At 44.2% G+C, this 16,505-nt stretch carries 18 protein-coding genes and 1 tRNA gene; 17 read left to right on the forward strand and 2 right to left on the reverse strand.

Annotated features, from left to right (window positions below):
* The first annotated feature begins 46 nt into the window (after nucleotides 1-46).
* Together NSQ38_RS05215 and NSQ38_RS05220 are read left to right on the forward strand one after the other, a co-directional pair.
* On the forward strand, nucleotides 47-1,201 hold the full coding sequence (locus tag NSQ38_RS05215; RefSeq protein WP_339787498.1) for an aminotransferase class V-fold PLP-dependent enzyme: 1,155 nt from the start codon (nucleotides 47-49) through the stop codon (nucleotides 1,199-1,201).
* A 140-nt stretch (nucleotides 1,202-1,341) separates the two neighbouring features.
* Nucleotides 1,342-1,842 (forward strand): DUF4446 family protein, encoded by a 501-nt coding sequence (locus NSQ38_RS05220; protein WP_036671879.1) that lies wholly within the window; start codon nucleotides 1,342-1,344, stop codon nucleotides 1,840-1,842.
* Here NSQ38_RS05220 and yyaC read toward each other — a convergent pair.
* Nucleotides 1,817-2,422: a spore protease YyaC gene (yyaC, locus tag NSQ38_RS05225; protein WP_036611957.1), complete on the reverse strand. Its 606-nt coding sequence runs from the start codon at nucleotides 2,420-2,422 to the stop codon at nucleotides 1,817-1,819. The genes NSQ38_RS05220 and yyaC overlap by 26 nt on opposite strands.
* Nucleotides 2,423-2,539: 117 nt before the next feature.
* On the opposite strand from yyaC, the gene NSQ38_RS05230 reads away from it, so the two are divergent.
* From NSQ38_RS05230 to NSQ38_RS05245, 4 genes are all read left to right on the forward strand, one after another.
* Nucleotides 2,540-2,803 (forward strand): DUF3343 domain-containing protein, encoded by a 264-nt coding sequence (locus NSQ38_RS05230; RefSeq protein WP_017691427.1) that lies wholly within the window; start codon nucleotides 2,540-2,542, stop codon nucleotides 2,801-2,803.
* 14 nt (nucleotides 2,804-2,817) lie between these two features.
* Nucleotides 2,818-3,756 carry a mechanosensitive ion channel family protein gene (locus tag NSQ38_RS05235; RefSeq protein WP_289390792.1) on the forward strand — a complete coding sequence of 313 codons (939 nt, stop codon included), beginning with the start codon at nucleotides 2,818-2,820 and terminating at the stop codon, nucleotides 3,754-3,756.
* The gene (locus NSQ38_RS05240) at nucleotides 3,746-3,955 is read left to right on the forward strand and encodes a DUF951 domain-containing protein (protein WP_036611950.1); all 210 of its coding nucleotides are present in this window, start codon (nucleotides 3,746-3,748) and stop codon (nucleotides 3,953-3,955) included. Before NSQ38_RS05235 ends, NSQ38_RS05240 begins: the two co-directional genes overlap by 11 nt.
* Nucleotides 3,956-4,058: 103 nt before the next feature.
* Nucleotides 4,059-4,149 (forward strand) — tRNA-Ser (locus NSQ38_RS05245).
* 440 nt (nucleotides 4,150-4,589) lie between these two features.
* Here the strand turns inward: NSQ38_RS05245 and NSQ38_RS05250 are convergent.
* Nucleotides 4,590-4,784: a YjzC family protein gene (locus tag NSQ38_RS05250; RefSeq protein WP_036671877.1), complete on the reverse strand. Its 195-nt coding sequence runs from the start codon at nucleotides 4,782-4,784 to the stop codon at nucleotides 4,590-4,592.
* 202 nt (nucleotides 4,785-4,986) lie between these two features.
* Between NSQ38_RS05250 and rpsF the strand changes: the two genes are divergently transcribed.
* From rpsF to NSQ38_RS05305, 11 genes are all read left to right on the forward strand, one after another.
* On the forward strand, nucleotides 4,987-5,280 hold the full coding sequence (gene rpsF, locus NSQ38_RS05255; protein WP_036611944.1) for a 30S ribosomal protein S6: 294 nt from the start codon (nucleotides 4,987-4,989) through the stop codon (nucleotides 5,278-5,280).
* Between the two features lie 48 nt (nucleotides 5,281-5,328).
* Nucleotides 5,329-5,814: a single-stranded DNA-binding protein gene (gene ssb, locus NSQ38_RS05260; RefSeq protein WP_017691432.1), complete on the forward strand. Its 486-nt coding sequence runs from the start codon at nucleotides 5,329-5,331 to the stop codon at nucleotides 5,812-5,814.
* A gap of 56 nt (nucleotides 5,815-5,870) precedes the next feature.
* Nucleotides 5,871-6,143 carry a 30S ribosomal protein S18 gene (gene rpsR / locus NSQ38_RS05265; protein WP_017691433.1) on the forward strand — a complete coding sequence of 91 codons (273 nt, stop codon included), beginning with the start codon at nucleotides 5,871-5,873 and terminating at the stop codon, nucleotides 6,141-6,143.
* A gap of 228 nt (nucleotides 6,144-6,371) precedes the next feature.
* Nucleotides 6,372-6,965 carry a M15 family metallopeptidase gene (locus NSQ38_RS05270; protein ID WP_339787501.1) on the forward strand — a complete coding sequence of 198 codons (594 nt, stop codon included), beginning with the start codon at nucleotides 6,372-6,374 and terminating at the stop codon, nucleotides 6,963-6,965.
* 727 nt (nucleotides 6,966-7,692) lie between these two features.
* The gene (locus tag NSQ38_RS05275; RefSeq protein WP_036671916.1) at nucleotides 7,693-8,682 is read left to right on the forward strand and encodes an ABC transporter ATP-binding protein; all 990 of its coding nucleotides are present in this window, start codon (nucleotides 7,693-7,695) and stop codon (nucleotides 8,680-8,682) included.
* A 14-nt stretch (nucleotides 8,683-8,696) separates the two neighbouring features.
* On the forward strand, nucleotides 8,697-9,629 hold the full coding sequence (locus NSQ38_RS05280; RefSeq protein ID WP_091035246.1) for an ATP-binding cassette domain-containing protein: 933 nt from the start codon (nucleotides 8,697-8,699) through the stop codon (nucleotides 9,627-9,629).
* A 7-nt stretch (nucleotides 9,630-9,636) separates the two neighbouring features.
* Complete coding sequence (gene opp4B, locus NSQ38_RS05285; RefSeq protein ID WP_091035248.1) at nucleotides 9,637-10,599, forward strand: oligopeptide ABC transporter permease; 963 nt, start codon at nucleotides 9,637-9,639, stop codon at nucleotides 10,597-10,599.
* Nucleotides 10,600-10,628: 29 nt separating this feature from the next.
* Nucleotides 10,629-11,534: an ABC transporter permease gene (locus NSQ38_RS05290; RefSeq protein WP_091035253.1), complete on the forward strand. Its 906-nt coding sequence runs from the start codon at nucleotides 10,629-10,631 to the stop codon at nucleotides 11,532-11,534.
* Nucleotides 11,535-11,553: 19 nt separating this feature from the next.
* A complete protein-coding gene (locus NSQ38_RS05295) occupies nucleotides 11,554-13,380 on the forward strand; it encodes an oligopeptide ABC transporter substrate-binding protein (protein WP_091035255.1) in 1,827 nt (608 codons plus the stop codon).
* Nucleotides 13,381-13,632: 252 nt separating this feature from the next.
* The gene (locus NSQ38_RS05300) at nucleotides 13,633-14,523 is read left to right on the forward strand and encodes a D-alanyl-D-alanine carboxypeptidase family protein (RefSeq protein ID WP_091035257.1); all 891 of its coding nucleotides are present in this window, start codon (nucleotides 13,633-13,635) and stop codon (nucleotides 14,521-14,523) included.
* A gap of 337 nt (nucleotides 14,524-14,860) precedes the next feature.
* Nucleotides 14,861-16,450 carry an MFS transporter gene (locus tag NSQ38_RS05305; RefSeq protein ID WP_339787503.1) on the forward strand — a complete coding sequence of 530 codons (1,590 nt, stop codon included), beginning with the start codon at nucleotides 14,861-14,863 and terminating at the stop codon, nucleotides 16,448-16,450.
* Nucleotides 16,451-16,505 lie beyond the last annotated feature (55 nt).

A 16,505-nucleotide genomic window follows, 5' to 3' on the forward strand; every position in this document is an offset into this window, starting at 1 on the left:
TATGTGCAGGCGAATTATTAATTTATGGGACAGAGGTGGTTGTGAGGTGGAGGGAGTTATCTATCTAGATCATGCAGCAACATCTTGGCCCAAACCACCTGCTGTCGGTGATGCGATGTTGAGTGCATTGGAGATTGCCGGAGCCAATCCTGGCAGAGGAAGTCACCGCATGGCTGTTCAGGCAAGTCGTGTATTGTTCGAGGCGAGAAAATCCATATCCAATATCTTTGGAATCAAAAATGCGAATGATATTGCATTCGGATCAAATACGACAGAAGCGCTAAATCTAGCTATTCAAGGCTCGCTTAGAGAGGGCGACCATGTGATTGCCACCATGGCTGAACATAACTCAGTCAGACGACCACTGGAGTACATGCGAAGACTCCGAAATGTAGAGATTGATTATGTACCTGTTAATGCTGCGGGAGCCATTGATCTGATGCAAATGGAACGTATGTTTCGTTCGAATACCAGATTGGTGGTATGTACACATAGTTCCAATCTGCTTGGCAGTATTCTTCCTATTGGAGAAATTTCGCTCCTGTGTCGTAAACATCGGGCGATCTTATTGGTAGATGCGGCTCAGAGTGCTGGGGTTATGCCTGTGAATGTACAACAATTGGGCATTGATATGTTGGCTTTTCCAGGGCATAAAGGACTGCTTGGTCCTCAGGGTACAGGGGGCTTGTACATTGCTCCAGAGCTCGATATAGAGCCTTTACTTCATGGAGGAACAGGAAGTCAGTCAGAAGCTTTGGAGCAGCCAAAGGTCCGTCCTGATCGGTATGAAGCGGGGACGCCGAATACTGTCGGGATCGCAGGGCTGAATGCGGGTGTGAAACATGTACTTGAGATGACACCAGCGGTCATCTACCAACATGAGTGGGAACTGACCCAACATATAATGGATGGGCTGTCCTCCGTTAAAGGCATTCGAATGCTTGGTCCAGAGATTGGACAGCCACGCACCGGATTAGTATCTTTTACTGTGGATGGGTATGATTCGGCACAACTCGCCTTCCGATTGGATCGGAATTATGGGATTGCGGTTCGCTCCGGTTTTCATTGCACACCGCTTGCACACGAATCTGCTGGTACAACTGCTACCGGAGCAGTAAGGGCCAGTGTGGGATACAATTCAACTAGAGAACATGTGGAAGCACTCGTTAAGGCAGTGTTGGAATTGACTGGGGCAGACTAGATTAGAGTTGAAATGATGAACTCATTTGATACTGGGTTGCTTGATTAAGCTTATGGATATCGGGTTGATTTATAATGAATGATAATATTACAGGACAGACGTTAATCTGATCAAAAATATAGAGGGGTAGTTGCAATTACATGGCTGAATTAAACGAGCTGATTCTGGAACAGCTGTTATGGATTATTGGCGGAATGGCATTACTTACGGTGATCTTGCTGATTGTGAGTATTGTTCAAGGGGCAAAGTTACGAAAGTTTAAACGTAAATATGAAGCCATGATGGCTGGCAGTGGAGTAGAGGACCTGGAATCGTTGCTGATTAATCTGAAAATTCAGATGGACAGCATTGAGGATGAACACAAACTGCAAACGAATCAGCTGCAAGTTGTCATGCAAAAGCTGACCCGCATTCAAGGTAAAGTTGGCGTGAAAAGATACAATGCTTATGGAGAGCGTGGCAGTGATCTGAGCTTCTCAATGGCCATGATTAATGATAGCCAGGATGGCATGATCCTTACGGGGATATATAACCGTGACGGTTCTTACGTATATGCCAAACCTCTTAAAGGGGGAGAGTCCACGTATACTCTGTCCCCAGAGGAAAAGGAAGCTATTACTCTGGCACAGCAAGCAGAGTAGAACGTGTATGCCATTCCCGAATGGCCGAGTACAGACTGCTGGATATAATCTCGGACATGCGCATAACAAGACTGAGCCGTGTGTTCTGTAGAACAAAGTATTCCATAAAGCCGCCGACGTTAACGATACCTGTCAGATGGATATCGCCGACCGGCGGTAATTCTTTATTTACCCCCGCACCCGGCTTGAGTGGACCATTGACAACTTGAATGCATCCCACACTGGATGATTGTCCGAGACAGGCGTCAATGCCAATCACATAAGGGTTATGGTGTGTTTTCTGTATGTTGTGGAGTGTATCTTGCAGGTTCATCGCATGGACTGGTTCATCCAAGGTACCATATAGATGGAATAAAGGGCTGTCCCACTTGGAAAGGGCTGATCCGACCAGAGGACCAAGGCAGTCGCCTGTTGAGCGATCTGTGCCGATGCACACAATCACTACATTTTGCAGAGAATGGGCTTTATAGAGATGGAACATTAAACGATGGGTAATGGCCGAGTGAATACCTGGATCGGTATGGGGGATTTTCAAACTGGTCATGTCTTGTGATGAAAAGGAACGCGAAGTAGGATTCATAGGATCTATCCTTTCCCTTGGAATAGTAGTAACAGTATATGGAAAGGTAGAGCGTTTTATACTTCACGAGGACAAGCTTTTTCTCCAGGGTTGGACGTATGGCGAAAGGAGCCGAACATGGACGAATGGATTAACGATTGGATGCTGATTGCATTTGATTCAACCCAGCAGGCACTGCGTGCTGAAATGCTGCTGGAGTTTGCCGAGATAGAAATTGATTTGTTCCCTACGCCAAAAGAAATTACAGCAGGTTGTGCGTTATGTATCCAGTTTCCAAAAGAGGATCTGGAGCGAGTGCAGAAGATCATTCGTAACGAGTTCGTAGAGATCCGAGGCCTCTATTTCAAAACAGAAGACAGCTATGATAACATACCGATGTAGAGGAGGCATGATGAATGTTGTCATTTCAGTTTGCTCAAGGGGATGAGACCGGTGCTGCTGGTGCTGTAAATGAAGCCCTTCGTTGGACGGATAAAGTCTGGAACAAAATTGCAGATCCTGATATGTGGCTTAACATTATGTTCAGCTCAATCCGGATCATCATTATTTTTATCATCACCCGTATTGTCATTAAGGTCGTATATCGAATTATAGATCGTTCCATGGAACGCAAGCAGGAAGGCAAGATTCGCGTGAATCCGCGCAGATTCGTAACCGTAGGGGAACTGTTGAAAAATGCGACCTCCATAACATGTAATTTTATTATGATTCTGCTACTGTTATCTGAGATCAATATCCAAGTTGGGCCGCTACTCGCGAGTGCCGGTGTGCTCGGGCTTGCCATTGGTTTCGGTGCACAGGGTTTGGTCAAGGATGTTATTACGGGTTTCTTCATTATATTGGAGGATCAATTCGCTGTGGGGGATGTTATTCAGACGGGAACCTACAAGGGAACGGTTGAGGTGATCGGACTTAGAACTACCAAACTGGTCAGCTGGCAAGGCGAGGTGCACATTATCCCGAACGGGGCGATTGCAAGTGTAACGAACTACTCCATGTCAAATTCGCTAGCTGTAGTGGATATTCCGATGAAGGCGGACTTGAGTCTCGATGAGTCTGTACACCTGGTGAAGAAGTCTTTGGTTGGGATTGAAGAGCGTGATCTAAATATTGTGAAGGTACCGGATGTACTCGGTATACAGTCGATGTCTACGTCAGAGTATGTGGTTCGAATTGTAGCCGAATGTATGCCTAACTCTCGTGCGTCTGTGGAACGTCAGATTCAGGGCGATGTGAAGAAAACGCTGGAGTATCATGAGATGAGTCATCAAGCAGCATTGGAACAGGCAGTAGCTTTGGAGAAAGATGAGGGGGATGGCACAGGTGGAGCGTAAAAGTTTCCAGCTTGGGGATATCGTGCAGATGAAGAAGCAGCATCCCTGTGGCAGCAATGAGATGGAGATCATTCGTATGGGTATGGATATTCGGATCAAGTGTGTCGGATGTAAACATAGCGTGTTGATTCCAAGAGCGAAATTTGAGAAAAACATGAAGAAGGTATTGCGTTCAGCCGAAGATTCCACTGAATCCTGATCTTGCAATAATTCGGTATGCAGTACGCGTAATAACGTTTACATGCAGGCTCCGTACGAGTATTGCGTTCTGTAAATGATCATGCTATAATCAATATTGCTGCGGAAAGGTACCCAAGAGGCCCAAGGGGGCTGACTCGAAATCAGTTAGGCGTGTCACAGCGTGCGTGGGTTCGAATCCCACCCTTTCCGCCACTTCAATTGTAACTTACTCAATACACATTGAGTTTAATAAAAAGATCGATAAGAAGACTTTCCATTAGGAAAGTCTCTTTTTTTGTATAACGTTTTATTGAACATGTATTGAACATGTAGCCATATCAAAGGCATCGTTAATGACCAAAACAAAAAATAAAGAGCCCCGAAGGGCTCTTTATCCGGCGGTGCATTTGTTTGTTAGGAAACAATCGGTCGTAACAATCAGAAACTTGGTGTACTGCACGTAGCAATACGCGTGCTTCAGACGAAGGGCCTTACAACACATAACCACTTGCTTCTTAGATTACGTGATGAATCTCCAACAGCGAATGATCGGCTTCGTTGTCCAACGGAACCACACCTCTCTCGTGCACCGCCTGATTGTATTATGTGCTTTATTCCGTTTTATATACATGGATCGTAAAAAAGTATTGCGATTAATGGACGCGGGCTTTGGTCAGCTTCTTCCACTTGCGATTATGATTGCTTGTTTCGGGAAATGCTTCACCTTTTTGCAGCGTTACCCGCTTAGGATTCTGAATTTCCGTGACAAAGCTTTTTTCCCCAACTTCCGTGTACTCTCCATCGTTTGGGGCTTTGTCTCCTGGTTCAAACTCGGTTTTTTCACCCATGATAAAACCTCCTCTGCAGATTATGTTACTTTGTTGCTTCTGTAGTGTGCTCCATAGCCGGGCTGATCATGTGCCAATATGTACAGGGAACGTTTGCTTGCACTTTGACTCGGTATTTGTTATATTAATATAGTTCGAGTTTGTGCTCGTTCCTTGCTCTCAACCTAGATTGAGGGCCAGAGTCCATAAGGAGGTGAAAATTATGCGCAAATATGAAGTGATGTACATTATTCGTCCTGACATTGAGCAAGAAGTTGTTCAAGCTACAGTCGATAAATTCCAAGGCATCATCTCCAACGGCGGTGGTGAAGTTACAGCTCACGACGTTATGGGTAAACGCCGTCTTGCGTATGAGATCAAGAAATTCCGTGATGGTTTTTATGTTCTGGTACATTTCACTGCTGAACCAGCAGTTGTAACTGAACTTGAGCGTCTCATGAAGATTTCTGACGAAGTAATTCGTTATCTCATTACCAACGACGTTAAGTCTGCTTAAGACTACTCGTGATTAACGCACCAATACGCTCTGAAGGAGGGGATTACATTGTTGAACCGTGTCATTCTGATCGGCCGGTTAACCCGGGATCCTGAGTTGCGTTACACTCCAGCAGGAGTGGCAGTTACGCAATTTACTTTGGCAGTGGACAGACCGTTTACAAGCCAAGGGGGAGAAAAGGAAGCCGATTTCATTCCGGTCGTAACCTGGAGACAGCTTGCCGAGACCTGTGCGAACTACTTGCGCAAAGGACGCCTGGCTGCAGTCGAAGGACGCATTCAAGTACGGAACTACGAGAATAACGAAGGAAAACGTGTATACGTGACCGAAGTCATTGCCGATAATGTCCGTTTCTTGGAGTCAGCTAACCGTGATAATAGCGGTGGCGGCGGTGGGCAACCAATGCGTGAAGAGCCTTCTTATGGAGGCGGCGGACGCGCGAACAATAACAATAATTCGCGTAGCAACAATCAGGATCCTTTTTCTGATGACGGAAAACCGATTGATATATCGGATGATGATTTGCCATTTTAACATGAACTGATACTCTTAGGAGATATGGGTTACATGATAGGAAAGGACTGAAAAGCATGGGCTTCAAGCAAAGAGAAGGCGGAGACAACGATAAAAGACCGGCACGTCGTGGCGGCCGTAATAAACGTCGTAAAGTGTGCTTCTTCACAGCTAACAAAATTACTCACATCGATTATAAAGATACGGACTTGCTTCGTAAATTTATCAGCGAACGTGGAAAAATTTTGCCACGCCGTGTAACAGGTACTAGCGCTAAATATCAACGCATGCTGACGATTGCAATCAAACGCTCCCGTCAAATCGCATTATTGCCATACACAACTGAGTAGTTTTTACTCAGCTTGCATACGAAGCAGTCGGCTTATAGCCGGCTGCTTTTTTGTATATATCAATAGAAGTAATAGAAATAATAGATCCACTCTAACAAATGGAAGAATTCAATACTATGGTGATAGAAGCATTCAAGGCTCAAATGAATTATAATAGAGTCTAATCTACTGAAAAGGTTCAGGCAGCAGGAATAGCTGTTTATTTCAGAATAAACACCAGGAGTGGATATGAATACATCAAAACGTAAAGGCAAACAGAGAAAAAAGAGCAGTCTGAAAACCTGGATTATAGCTACTCTTTTACTTTCCATTATATATGTATGGTTACAGCAAAAAGGTGATATAGATAATATATGGCCTGGGACAACAATCCAAGAAGCTCTGCCAATTACCGGCCTACATCCAGTGGTAGCAGAGAATGAGAGTTTATTGGTACGTAAGGCAGCCAGACGTGGAATAGAGATTATCATCACCCACGGCTACCGAAGTTCCGAGGAACAAGACGCACTATTCAACCAAGGACGCTCAAGCGCAGGCAATATCGTTACTAATGCACGTGGTGGTGAGTCATATCATAACTACGGATTAGCAATTGATTTTGCACTGAGGACGCCTGACGGTGATGTGGTGTGGGATATGGAACGTGATGATAACGGGAATGGCAAGGCAGATTGGATGGAAGTTGTGGATCTCGCCAAAGAGTTAGGTTTCACTTGGGGTGGAGACTGGGCCAACTTTCCGGACTATCCTCACTTGCAGATGGATTTTGGCTTGAGTATCAATGAGTTAAAACGTGGTAAAAGACCTCCTGATTCTCAGTAAAGAGTATTTTATATACATTTAAATGAATAATTATTAGATAAGCTCTGCATTTTGCAGGGCTTTTTTCTTTCTTTTGTAAAATAAATGATAAAAGATGACAATTTGGTCTTTACATTAGCAAATAAATAAAACTATACTAGATTAACTAGATTTTTTACTTTGATCGCACAGATTCTTTCATTTGTAAGCATAACGGTTTCCATTAAATAAAATTCAGCTATAGATCGAGATATAATCACTACTCATATATGTAACATTTACCTCACGCAAAATTAAGAATGTCTACTTAAATTAAAACATACACATACACTAGATGTAACCATTATGTTATGTATATGTTATTTTGACCAATTGCCTATGTCCACCTCCCAGCCAAAAACAAGATAATACCTCTCAAAATTCCTACTATATGCCTTTATAGTATTACTAATATCCAAATCTGTAGTATAAAAAACATTTATACCAAAAATCTCAAAATAAGCATTGACGTTAGCTAAAATTACACGTATGATTACATTAATTATTTTGATATATAATTCCGCTAGGAATTATCAACATTAATTGACCAATGGTCTAAATATAAGTCTCTTAAACTTGTTTCTCCTAACAATTTGGTATTTTGTATAAGCTATTGTTCGTTATCTTCAAGAACTTGGAAATATACAGTGGATGCATTCCTCTACACACGAATACAATCTACGGAAATTATGGGGTTAGGGTGATTGATTTGAATACAGAGCTATTGGAAGTCAGAAATCTAACAACATCATTCAGAATTGAAGATGACTATTATGCAGCAGTGGATCACGTTAACCTTACGGTGAAGAAAAATGAAGTGTTGGCGATTGTAGGTGAATCCGGGTCAGGTAAAAGTGCTTTTGCATTCTCTCTTATGGGTTTGCATAACAAAGCAAAAATCGAAGGCCAGATTCTCTATAAAGGACAAGATATTGCCAACATCTCCCCAAGCAAGTTGAACAAGCTACGCGGCAAAGAAATGGGTATGATTTTTCAGGACCCATTGTCCGCACTAAATCCTCTAATGATTATTGGTGAACAGATTGAAGAGATTCTCACACTTCATCAGTCCAAGCTGTCTTCCAGAGAGAAGAGAGAAAAGGTCATTCACTTATTGAATCAGGTAGGGATTCCACGTCCCGAACAAATATACAAGCAGTATCCCCACGAACTATCTGGTGGTATGAGACAGAGAATTGTTATTGCCATTGCGATTGCCAACAAACCGGAACTACTCATAGCCGATGAACCAACGACGGCGCTTGACGTTACGATTCAACTACAGATTCTGGAGCTAATCCGTGATCTGAAGAATGAAATTAACGCAGGCATTATTCTGATTACACATGATCTGGGTGTCGTAGCTGAGATGGCTGATCGCGTTGCAGTTATGTATGCAGGCGAAATTGTTGAGATCGCAGATATCTTCACATTGATGAACGATGCGAAGCATCCATATACCCGCTCACTGTTGAATTCTATTCCCACCCTGTCTGAAGAAAGATCCAAATTACATGTCATACAAGGTATCGTACCATCACTCAAAAATCTTCCTCGCAAAGGGTGCAGATTCAAAGCCCGAATTCCATGGATTAGTGAATCGGCTCATGAAGAGAACCCACAGATGCATGAAATTGCACCAGGTCACTTTGTACGGTGTACCTGTTACCAGCACTTTCATTTCCCTGACCAAAGCTGAGGAGGAATAACATAATGGCATTACTCGAAGTAGAAGGGCTTAAGATACACTTTCCGATTCGCGGTGGATTGCTTAAACGGGAAATTGGCAGTGTAAAGGCTGTTGATGATGTTAGCTTCTCCATTGAACAAGGACAGACCTATGGTCTGGTTGGCGAATCAGGTTCAGGTAAAACAACAACAGGCAGAGCCATTATTGGGCTAAACCATGTCACTGACGGAAAGATTCTGTTTAACGGCAAAAATCTGGCTACGGAGCGACGTAAGAACAGGCAGCTCCAGCGGGATGTACAAATGATTTTTCAAGACCCATATTCATCACTGAATCCAAAGAAGCGGGTTATCGATATTATCGCTGAGCCGTTTCGTAACTATGAGCGTCTGACAGCCACCGAGGAGAAAAGACAAGTAAGAGAATTACTTGAAAAGGTTGGCCTGAGTCCGGAATCAATCTACAAATATCCGCATGAATTCTCAGGCGGGCAGCGTCAACGGATTGGCATTGCACGGGCTATTGCACTGAAGCCGAAGCTAATTATCGCTGATGAACCTGTATCTGCACTGGATGTATCCGTACAGGCTCAGGTACTCAACTTCATGCAGGAAATTCAAAAAGAACTGAATCTGACGTATCTGTTCATCAGTCACGATCTGGGCATCATCCGCCATATGTGTGATGAGATTGGAATTATGTATAAAGGTAGATATGTGGAACAGGGCACGACGAATGATATTTTTGAAAATCCACAACACATCTATACCAAACGTCTTATTGCAGCCATACCGGATATGGACCCAACCAAGCGTGAGGAAATGATAGCTTTCCGTCAGCAGATTAAGTCCGAGTATGAACATTCATACCGTAATTTCTTTGATGAGGAAGGACTTGCTTACTCGCTCCAATCCATTTCCAATACTCACCGAGTAGCTCTACCTCAGAAAGGTTGAAGGTCATATGTGGAAAACAATAGTACGCAGAATTATCATAATGATTCCTCAGGTTTTTTTGCTCAGTCTCTTGGTCTTTCTGATGGCCAAGGCTATGCCGGGGGATGCACTTACCGGACTGCTTGATCCAAGTATCGATCCGAAAGCACTGGATGAACAACGTGAGCGACTCGGACTAAACAATCCATGGTATGTGCAATATTGGGACTGGATTAGGAATGCAGCTGTCGGAGATTTTGGACAATCCTTCCGCTTCAAAATGCCGGTTACGGATCTGATTGGCCAGCGGATTGCCAATACATTCTGGCTCGCTTTGGCCACACTCGTCTTAACGTATCTCATTGCTATCCCACTCGGAATTATCAGTGGTCGTTACAACGACACTTGGTCTGACCGACTGATTACAGGATACACGTACTTGGGATTTGCAGCACCGCTGTTCATATTCGCACTGGTGATGGTTTGGGTCTTCGGATTCCATTTTGGATGGTTCCCAACAGGAGGAAGCGTGGCACCGGGTCTTACTCCTGGAACATTCGATTATGTCGTAAGCAAGATACACCATTTGCTACTGCCAGCACTATCAATGGCGTTGATTTCCACCGTTTCGACGGTACAGTACCTGCGTAGCGAGATTATCGACATCAAGCATAAAGAATTCGTTCTTACCGCGAGAGCCAAAGGCGCTTCGGAGTCCCGCATATACAACAGACATATCCTTAGGAACTCCTTGTTGCCAATTGCTGCATTTTTCGGATATGAGATTACCGGATTGATCGGCGGTACTATATTTATTGAGAGTATATTCAGCTATCCGGGTATGGGACAGTTGTTCCTGAATTCCATCTCTTTAAGGGATTTCAGTGTGGTTACCGCACTTGTACTCTTATACGGGATAGCTACCATTCTGGGATCATTGCTGTCTGATATCATTCTAGGATTAGTCGATCCGCGTATTCGCATTAAGTAAGAACTTGAAGATTTCGGGGTGAAAACAAGATGAGCAAGACCAATGATGTTGTTGTAACTTCACAGAAGGTTGATAAAAGCCCCTCTAGCTTGAATATATTGTGGAGAGAGCTGGTTAGAGATAAGGTTGCCTTGGTTTCCCTCATATTCTTGGGGCTTGTTATCCTCCTTGTATATGGGACTTCCATAATCTTAGATCAGGATGAAATCGTTAAGGTAGACTTGTTTGCCTTATATGAACCACCTTCTGCACAATACTGGCTAGGCACGGATTACGGAGGCCGGGATGTATTTGGCCAACTAGTCATTGGGACACGTAACTCGTTAAGCATTGGTATCCTAGTAACTGTTATGACGGGAATTATCGGTATCCTTGTTGGGGTTCTGTCTGGTTATTTCGGTGGAATGATTGATAACCTGTTTATGCGGATCGTAGACTTTTTCATGATTCTTCCGTTCCTGATGATGGTTATCGCATTTGTCACAGCCGTACCTAAGTACAACATTGTTTCATTTTCATTGATCATGACAGCCTTCTTATGGATGGGAATAGCCAGATTGATTCGCTCAAAGGCATTGCAAGAGAGTGAACTCGAGTATGTCAAAGCGTCCAAAACACTCGGTTCTTCCCACTTTAAAATTGTTGTCTCGCAGGTTCTTCCGAACTTGAGTTCAATCATTATCGTAACGATGACATTGAATCTCGCTTCCAATATCGGCCTTGAATCCGGGTTGTCTTTTCTGGGATTTGGTTTTCCGGAAAGTACACCCAGTCTTGGAACACTCGTAAGTTATGCACGTAATCCGCAAACCCTGGAGTCCAGATGGTGGATATGGCTACCCGCATCGGTACTGATTCTGGTATTGATGTTGAGTATAAATAATGTCGGTCAAGCCCTAAAGCGTGCGACTGATGCAAGACAAAGAAGAGGTTAAAAAAAGGGAGGAAAGGTTCATGAAAAAGGGATTATTTTCACGGGGACTATTTTTCACGATGATGTTGGTCTTTGTATTGGTGCTCGCAGCGTGCTCTGAGAAAGAAGCAGCTACTCCAGCTCCAGCTTCCAACACAGAAGAGGGAAAAACGGAGGAAAAACCTGCTAATGAAGAGGGCGTTTACTCCATTGAAGACTTCAACAATGTCAAAACGAATGAGGGTACTGCGATCGAGGGTGGATCGATTACATTCGGACTTGTATCGGATACTGCTTTTGAAGGTACACTGAACTTTAACTTCTATTCCGGTAACCCGGATGCTCAGGTTCTTCAATGGTTCGATGAAGGCTTGCTGACTTGGGATAAAGACTATGTATACACCAATGATGGTGCTGCAACATATGAGACTTCCGAAGATGGCAAAACGTTCACACTGACCATTCGTGACAATGTAAACTGGCATGATGGCAAGCCGGTAACGGCTGAAGATCTGCAGTTTGCTTATGAAGTTATTGGTAACAAAGCGTATGATGGTCCACGTTACGACTCCAACTTCACTAGTGTAGTAGGTATGGACGAGTATCATGCTGGAAAAGCAAAAACAATCTCTGGTATTAAAGTGCTGAGCGACAAACAAATCAGCATTACGTATAAAGAATCTACTCCGTCCCTGCTGACAGGTGGCGTATGGACGTATCCACTGGCTAAACATATCTTCGGAGATATGGATGTAGCAAAAATGTCTTCTTCCAAAGAAGTACGTGAAAAACCAATTGGTTTTGGTCCATTTAAAGTGGATGTTATCACTCCAGGTGAGTCTGTAACTTTTGTTAAAAACGATGACTACTGGCGTGGGGCTCCAAAACTGGATGGTGTAACTCTGAAAGTTATCAACCCGACAACGGTTGTTCAAGAACTGAAATCTGGCGGGGTAGATCTCGTGGATGCATTCCCGACAGATCAATATAAAGACAATGCTAACCTGTCTAACGTAGAATTCCTGGGTGCAATCGATCGTGCTTATACGTACATCGGTTTCAAACTGGGTACGTGGGATGAAGAGAACGGAAAAGTTAAAAGCAATGCTGAAGCAAAAATGGGAGATAAAAACTTGCGTAAAGCAATGTGGATGGCTGTAGATAACGATCAAGTGGGTAAACGTTTCTATAATGGTCTGCGTTGGAACGCAACAACCCTGATTCCACCGTCTCATCCAGAATTCCATGATGCCAGCAATCCGGGTGTAACGTATGATCCAGAAGCAGCGAAAGCATTGCTCGACGAAGCTGGTTACAAACTGGATGGTGAATTCCGTACCAATCCGGATGGAACACCACTCGAAATCAACTTTGTATCCATGACTGGTGGCGACACAGCTGAACCATTGGCACGTTATTACGTTCAATCATGGGCAGCTATTGGTTTGAAAGTAAACCTGGAAATGGTTGAATTCAACAACTTCTATGACCGTGTAGGTAACACAGGTAAAGATGATCCGAACATTGATGTGTATCAAGCCGCATGGGGCGTTGGTATTGACGTAGATCCATCTGGTCTGTATGGCCGCGATGCACTCTACAACTTCTCCAGATTCTCCAGCGAAGAGAATGACAAATTGCTGGCACAAGGTATCTCTGCTGAAGCATTTGATGTAGACAAGCGTAAAGAAATCTACAATCAATGGCAGCAATACATGGTAGATGAAGTTCCTGTATTCCCTACACTGTATCGTGCAGTTGTAGCACCAGTTAACAAACGTGTAATGAACTACGCGATTGGTGATGGAACAGGCGTTTACCTGAGCGACCTGCAAGTTAATGCAGACAAAGCGGTTGTAGCTGAGTAACACATTCTTAAATTAGCAGCTGTAAGGATTGGGGTCCTTTAAGAAGTCGGTTGCTAGATTATAATGAAGATTTCTCCTGGGAGATTGAACTAATGTGTCTTTCAAAACATGGATTCTGTACACTCTGGCATGGGTGTACGGAGTTCATGTTTTTTTTGTAACCAAAAAATAAAAAAAATTTAACTTTTTTTCAAAAAAGTGCAGACAAAATGCCTCTTCACTTCGTCTATATAGGTAAGAGGTGATCATTTTATGAAAAAATGGTGGAAACGGGCAGGTATGCTGCTGGCTCTGCTGCTCATTATATATTTGGGTGTGAAACCGGACATGCTGGTAGGCAAACCGGGAATTAAAGCTGAATCTGCAGTATTAATGGATATGAACTCTGAACAGATCTTAATGGATTTTAACGGCTCCGAAGAAATTGCTCCGGCAGGCGTCAGTAAGTTGATGACAGAACTGTTAGTGATGGAGGCCGTGATCAATGGTGATATAAGCTGGAATGATCTTGTGAATGTGAGTCTATATGCTAGCTCCGTTGGGGGCAGTCAATTGACCCTGAAACAGGGAGAGCAATTCACAGTTCAGGAGTTGTTCGAGATCGTAGCTGTCTATTCAGCCAATGATGCAACAGTTGCTCTGGCTGAACATATCAGTGGTACAGAGCAGAAGTTTGTGCAACAGATGAATCAGAAAGCAACTCAGATTGGGCTGTCTGAGGATACACAATTCACGAATTCAACGGGCCTCAGTGAAAAGCTGCTTGGTCCTAACCGTCCGATGGATATACAAGGGCAAACCTTAATGACGGCTATAGATGCATGCAAGCTTGCGCGATATCTGCTGAATAACCATCCCGAGATTTTAAGAATTTCCAGTCAAATGCAAGTATCAATGCACCAAAAAGGGATGTACATGAGCAACACGAACTGGATGTTGTCCTCCATTGGTGGGCCGTATGCTTACGATGGGAATGACGGATTGAAGACCGGGTATGATGAAGATTCCGGATATCATTTTGTGGGGACAGCTGAACGTGATGGCAAAAGACTGATATCAGTTGTATTTGGAACAGATACTCGTGAAGGGCGTTTTGTGGAGACTCGGAAGTTGTTCAACTATGGGTTTTCGGGCTCAAAATGAGAGGGCGTACATAGGCATCATCAAAGAGACCTTCAGGACGCCAATGATCCACCTGTCAAACAAACCGAGTCAGACCAGATTATTGAAGTATTACGCAAGCGTTAGTACATTAGATAAGATATGAGGGCTGTCCGCAGGTGCGACTGAACATGTGGCAGCTCTATTTTATCGAATCAGAGGTAAATTGATCCATATAACCATATTATTAAATTGACATATGGTTTTCTTTTGTTTTAAAATGACCAGTGAGTCATTATTATTCAACTCGGTTTAATATATATGTACCAAACCAACTGTACGATACTGAATTTACGATCTGATCGGGAGGTAATATGTGATGCAAAAACAAATGAAATGGCCGCTAATCCTGTTTGCCATAGGGGTATTTATGGCTGCGCTGGATAACGGGATCATCACCTCTTCACTGACCACCTTAAATGCATCATTTGGTGTGTCGCCAACATGGGGAGCTTGGACGATTACGCTTTACACGCTTGGGCTTGCGGTGAGTGTACCTATTGCGGGCAAACTGTCGGACCGTTATGGTCGCAAGAAACTATTTCTGATTGAAGTGGCGTTGTTTGGGATCGGGTCCCTGCTCGTCGCGCTGAGCACATCGTTTACCTTTTTCCTGATTGCTCGTGTCATTCAAGCTTTGGGCGGCGGGGGGATATTTATCATTGCCAGCTCATACGTATTAAGCAAGTTCCCGGCGGAGCGACAAGGTACAGCCTTGGGTCTGCTCGGAGGGATGAATGGTGTTGCCGCTATTTTGGGGCCCAATGTTGGTGCTTTTATACTGGATCTGACTGGCAACTGGCATTGGTTATTCCTGATCAATGTACCTATCGCCATTCTGCTATTCCTTGCAGGTATTCGATTTATTCAGGAAGAGCAGGAACTGAATCGTGCAGCAGTGGACTGGAGCGGCATTGCTGTCCTAACGTTGGGTGTACTCAGTTTAATGTATAGCTTCAGCAATCTGGACGGTGTGAACATGCTTCAAAGCCTGGGGTCACCGATGTTCTACGGCTTTTTCTTGGCAGGTGTGATCATTCTGGTGCTCTTTTACTTCATGGAAAAAAGGCTGGAAGGATCTGAACGTGAACCTGTTGTATCGACACAGCTTCTGGGCATTGCGTCCTTTCGCTGGACGCTGTTAATTGCCTTTTTCTCCGGAGCCATTCTGGCCTCGGTGATCTTTATTCCCGGATTTGTTGAGCAATATCTCGGCGTATCCAATACAGCTTCCGGGTACTGGTTTACTCCACTCGCGCTGGCATCCGGCATCGGGGCAGGTGGAGGTGGATACCTGGTTGACCGCAAAGGGCCGATCTGGACGTTATCGGTTGCGGGGCTGCTATCTGCGATTGGATTCCTGCTGTTCCCGCTATGGGTGGAGCATATCTGGCAATTTGTCATCGCGAGTACGCTCGTAGGTATTGGATTCGGTATGATGCTTGGTGCGCCAGTTAACGTACTTGTCACAGAACAGGCGGGGGAGAACAACAAAGGCATCGCGGTAGCGACCAGCTCGTTATTCCGCCAGATGGCGATGGCTATTGCACCTACCATTTTTGCCGGATTCCTGGCACGGTCTTTCATTAATCTGGGGTCCAACATTCAGGCAGGATTCGCTGACAAAGGAATTCAGGTGCCGCCCGAGATGCTGGAGCAATATGCGTCAGGTGGAGCTTCAGGGAGTGATGTATCCAGTCTGACAGAGGGCCTGTCCCAGATTCCTGATGAAGGTATCCGTGATGTGTTGCTCCAGGCAGTGCATCAAACGACAGGACAGGGTTACAATGGCCTTTTCTGGTCTGCGGTGGTATTCAGTGTGCTTACGCTGGTAGCTGCGCTTATAACGGGACGTCTGCGTCAAAAAGAGAAGAGCCATCATGTGGAAAGTGTGTCCACGAACGGATAGGATCGCATGTGAAAATGAAGAGAACAGTGTACCTTTTGAAACTAAAAAGGAGTCG

It is taken from the genome of Paenibacillus sp. FSL R7-0313, from assembly GCF_037969885.1.
Taxonomy (GTDB): Bacteria; Bacillota; Bacilli; order Paenibacillales; family Paenibacillaceae; genus Paenibacillus.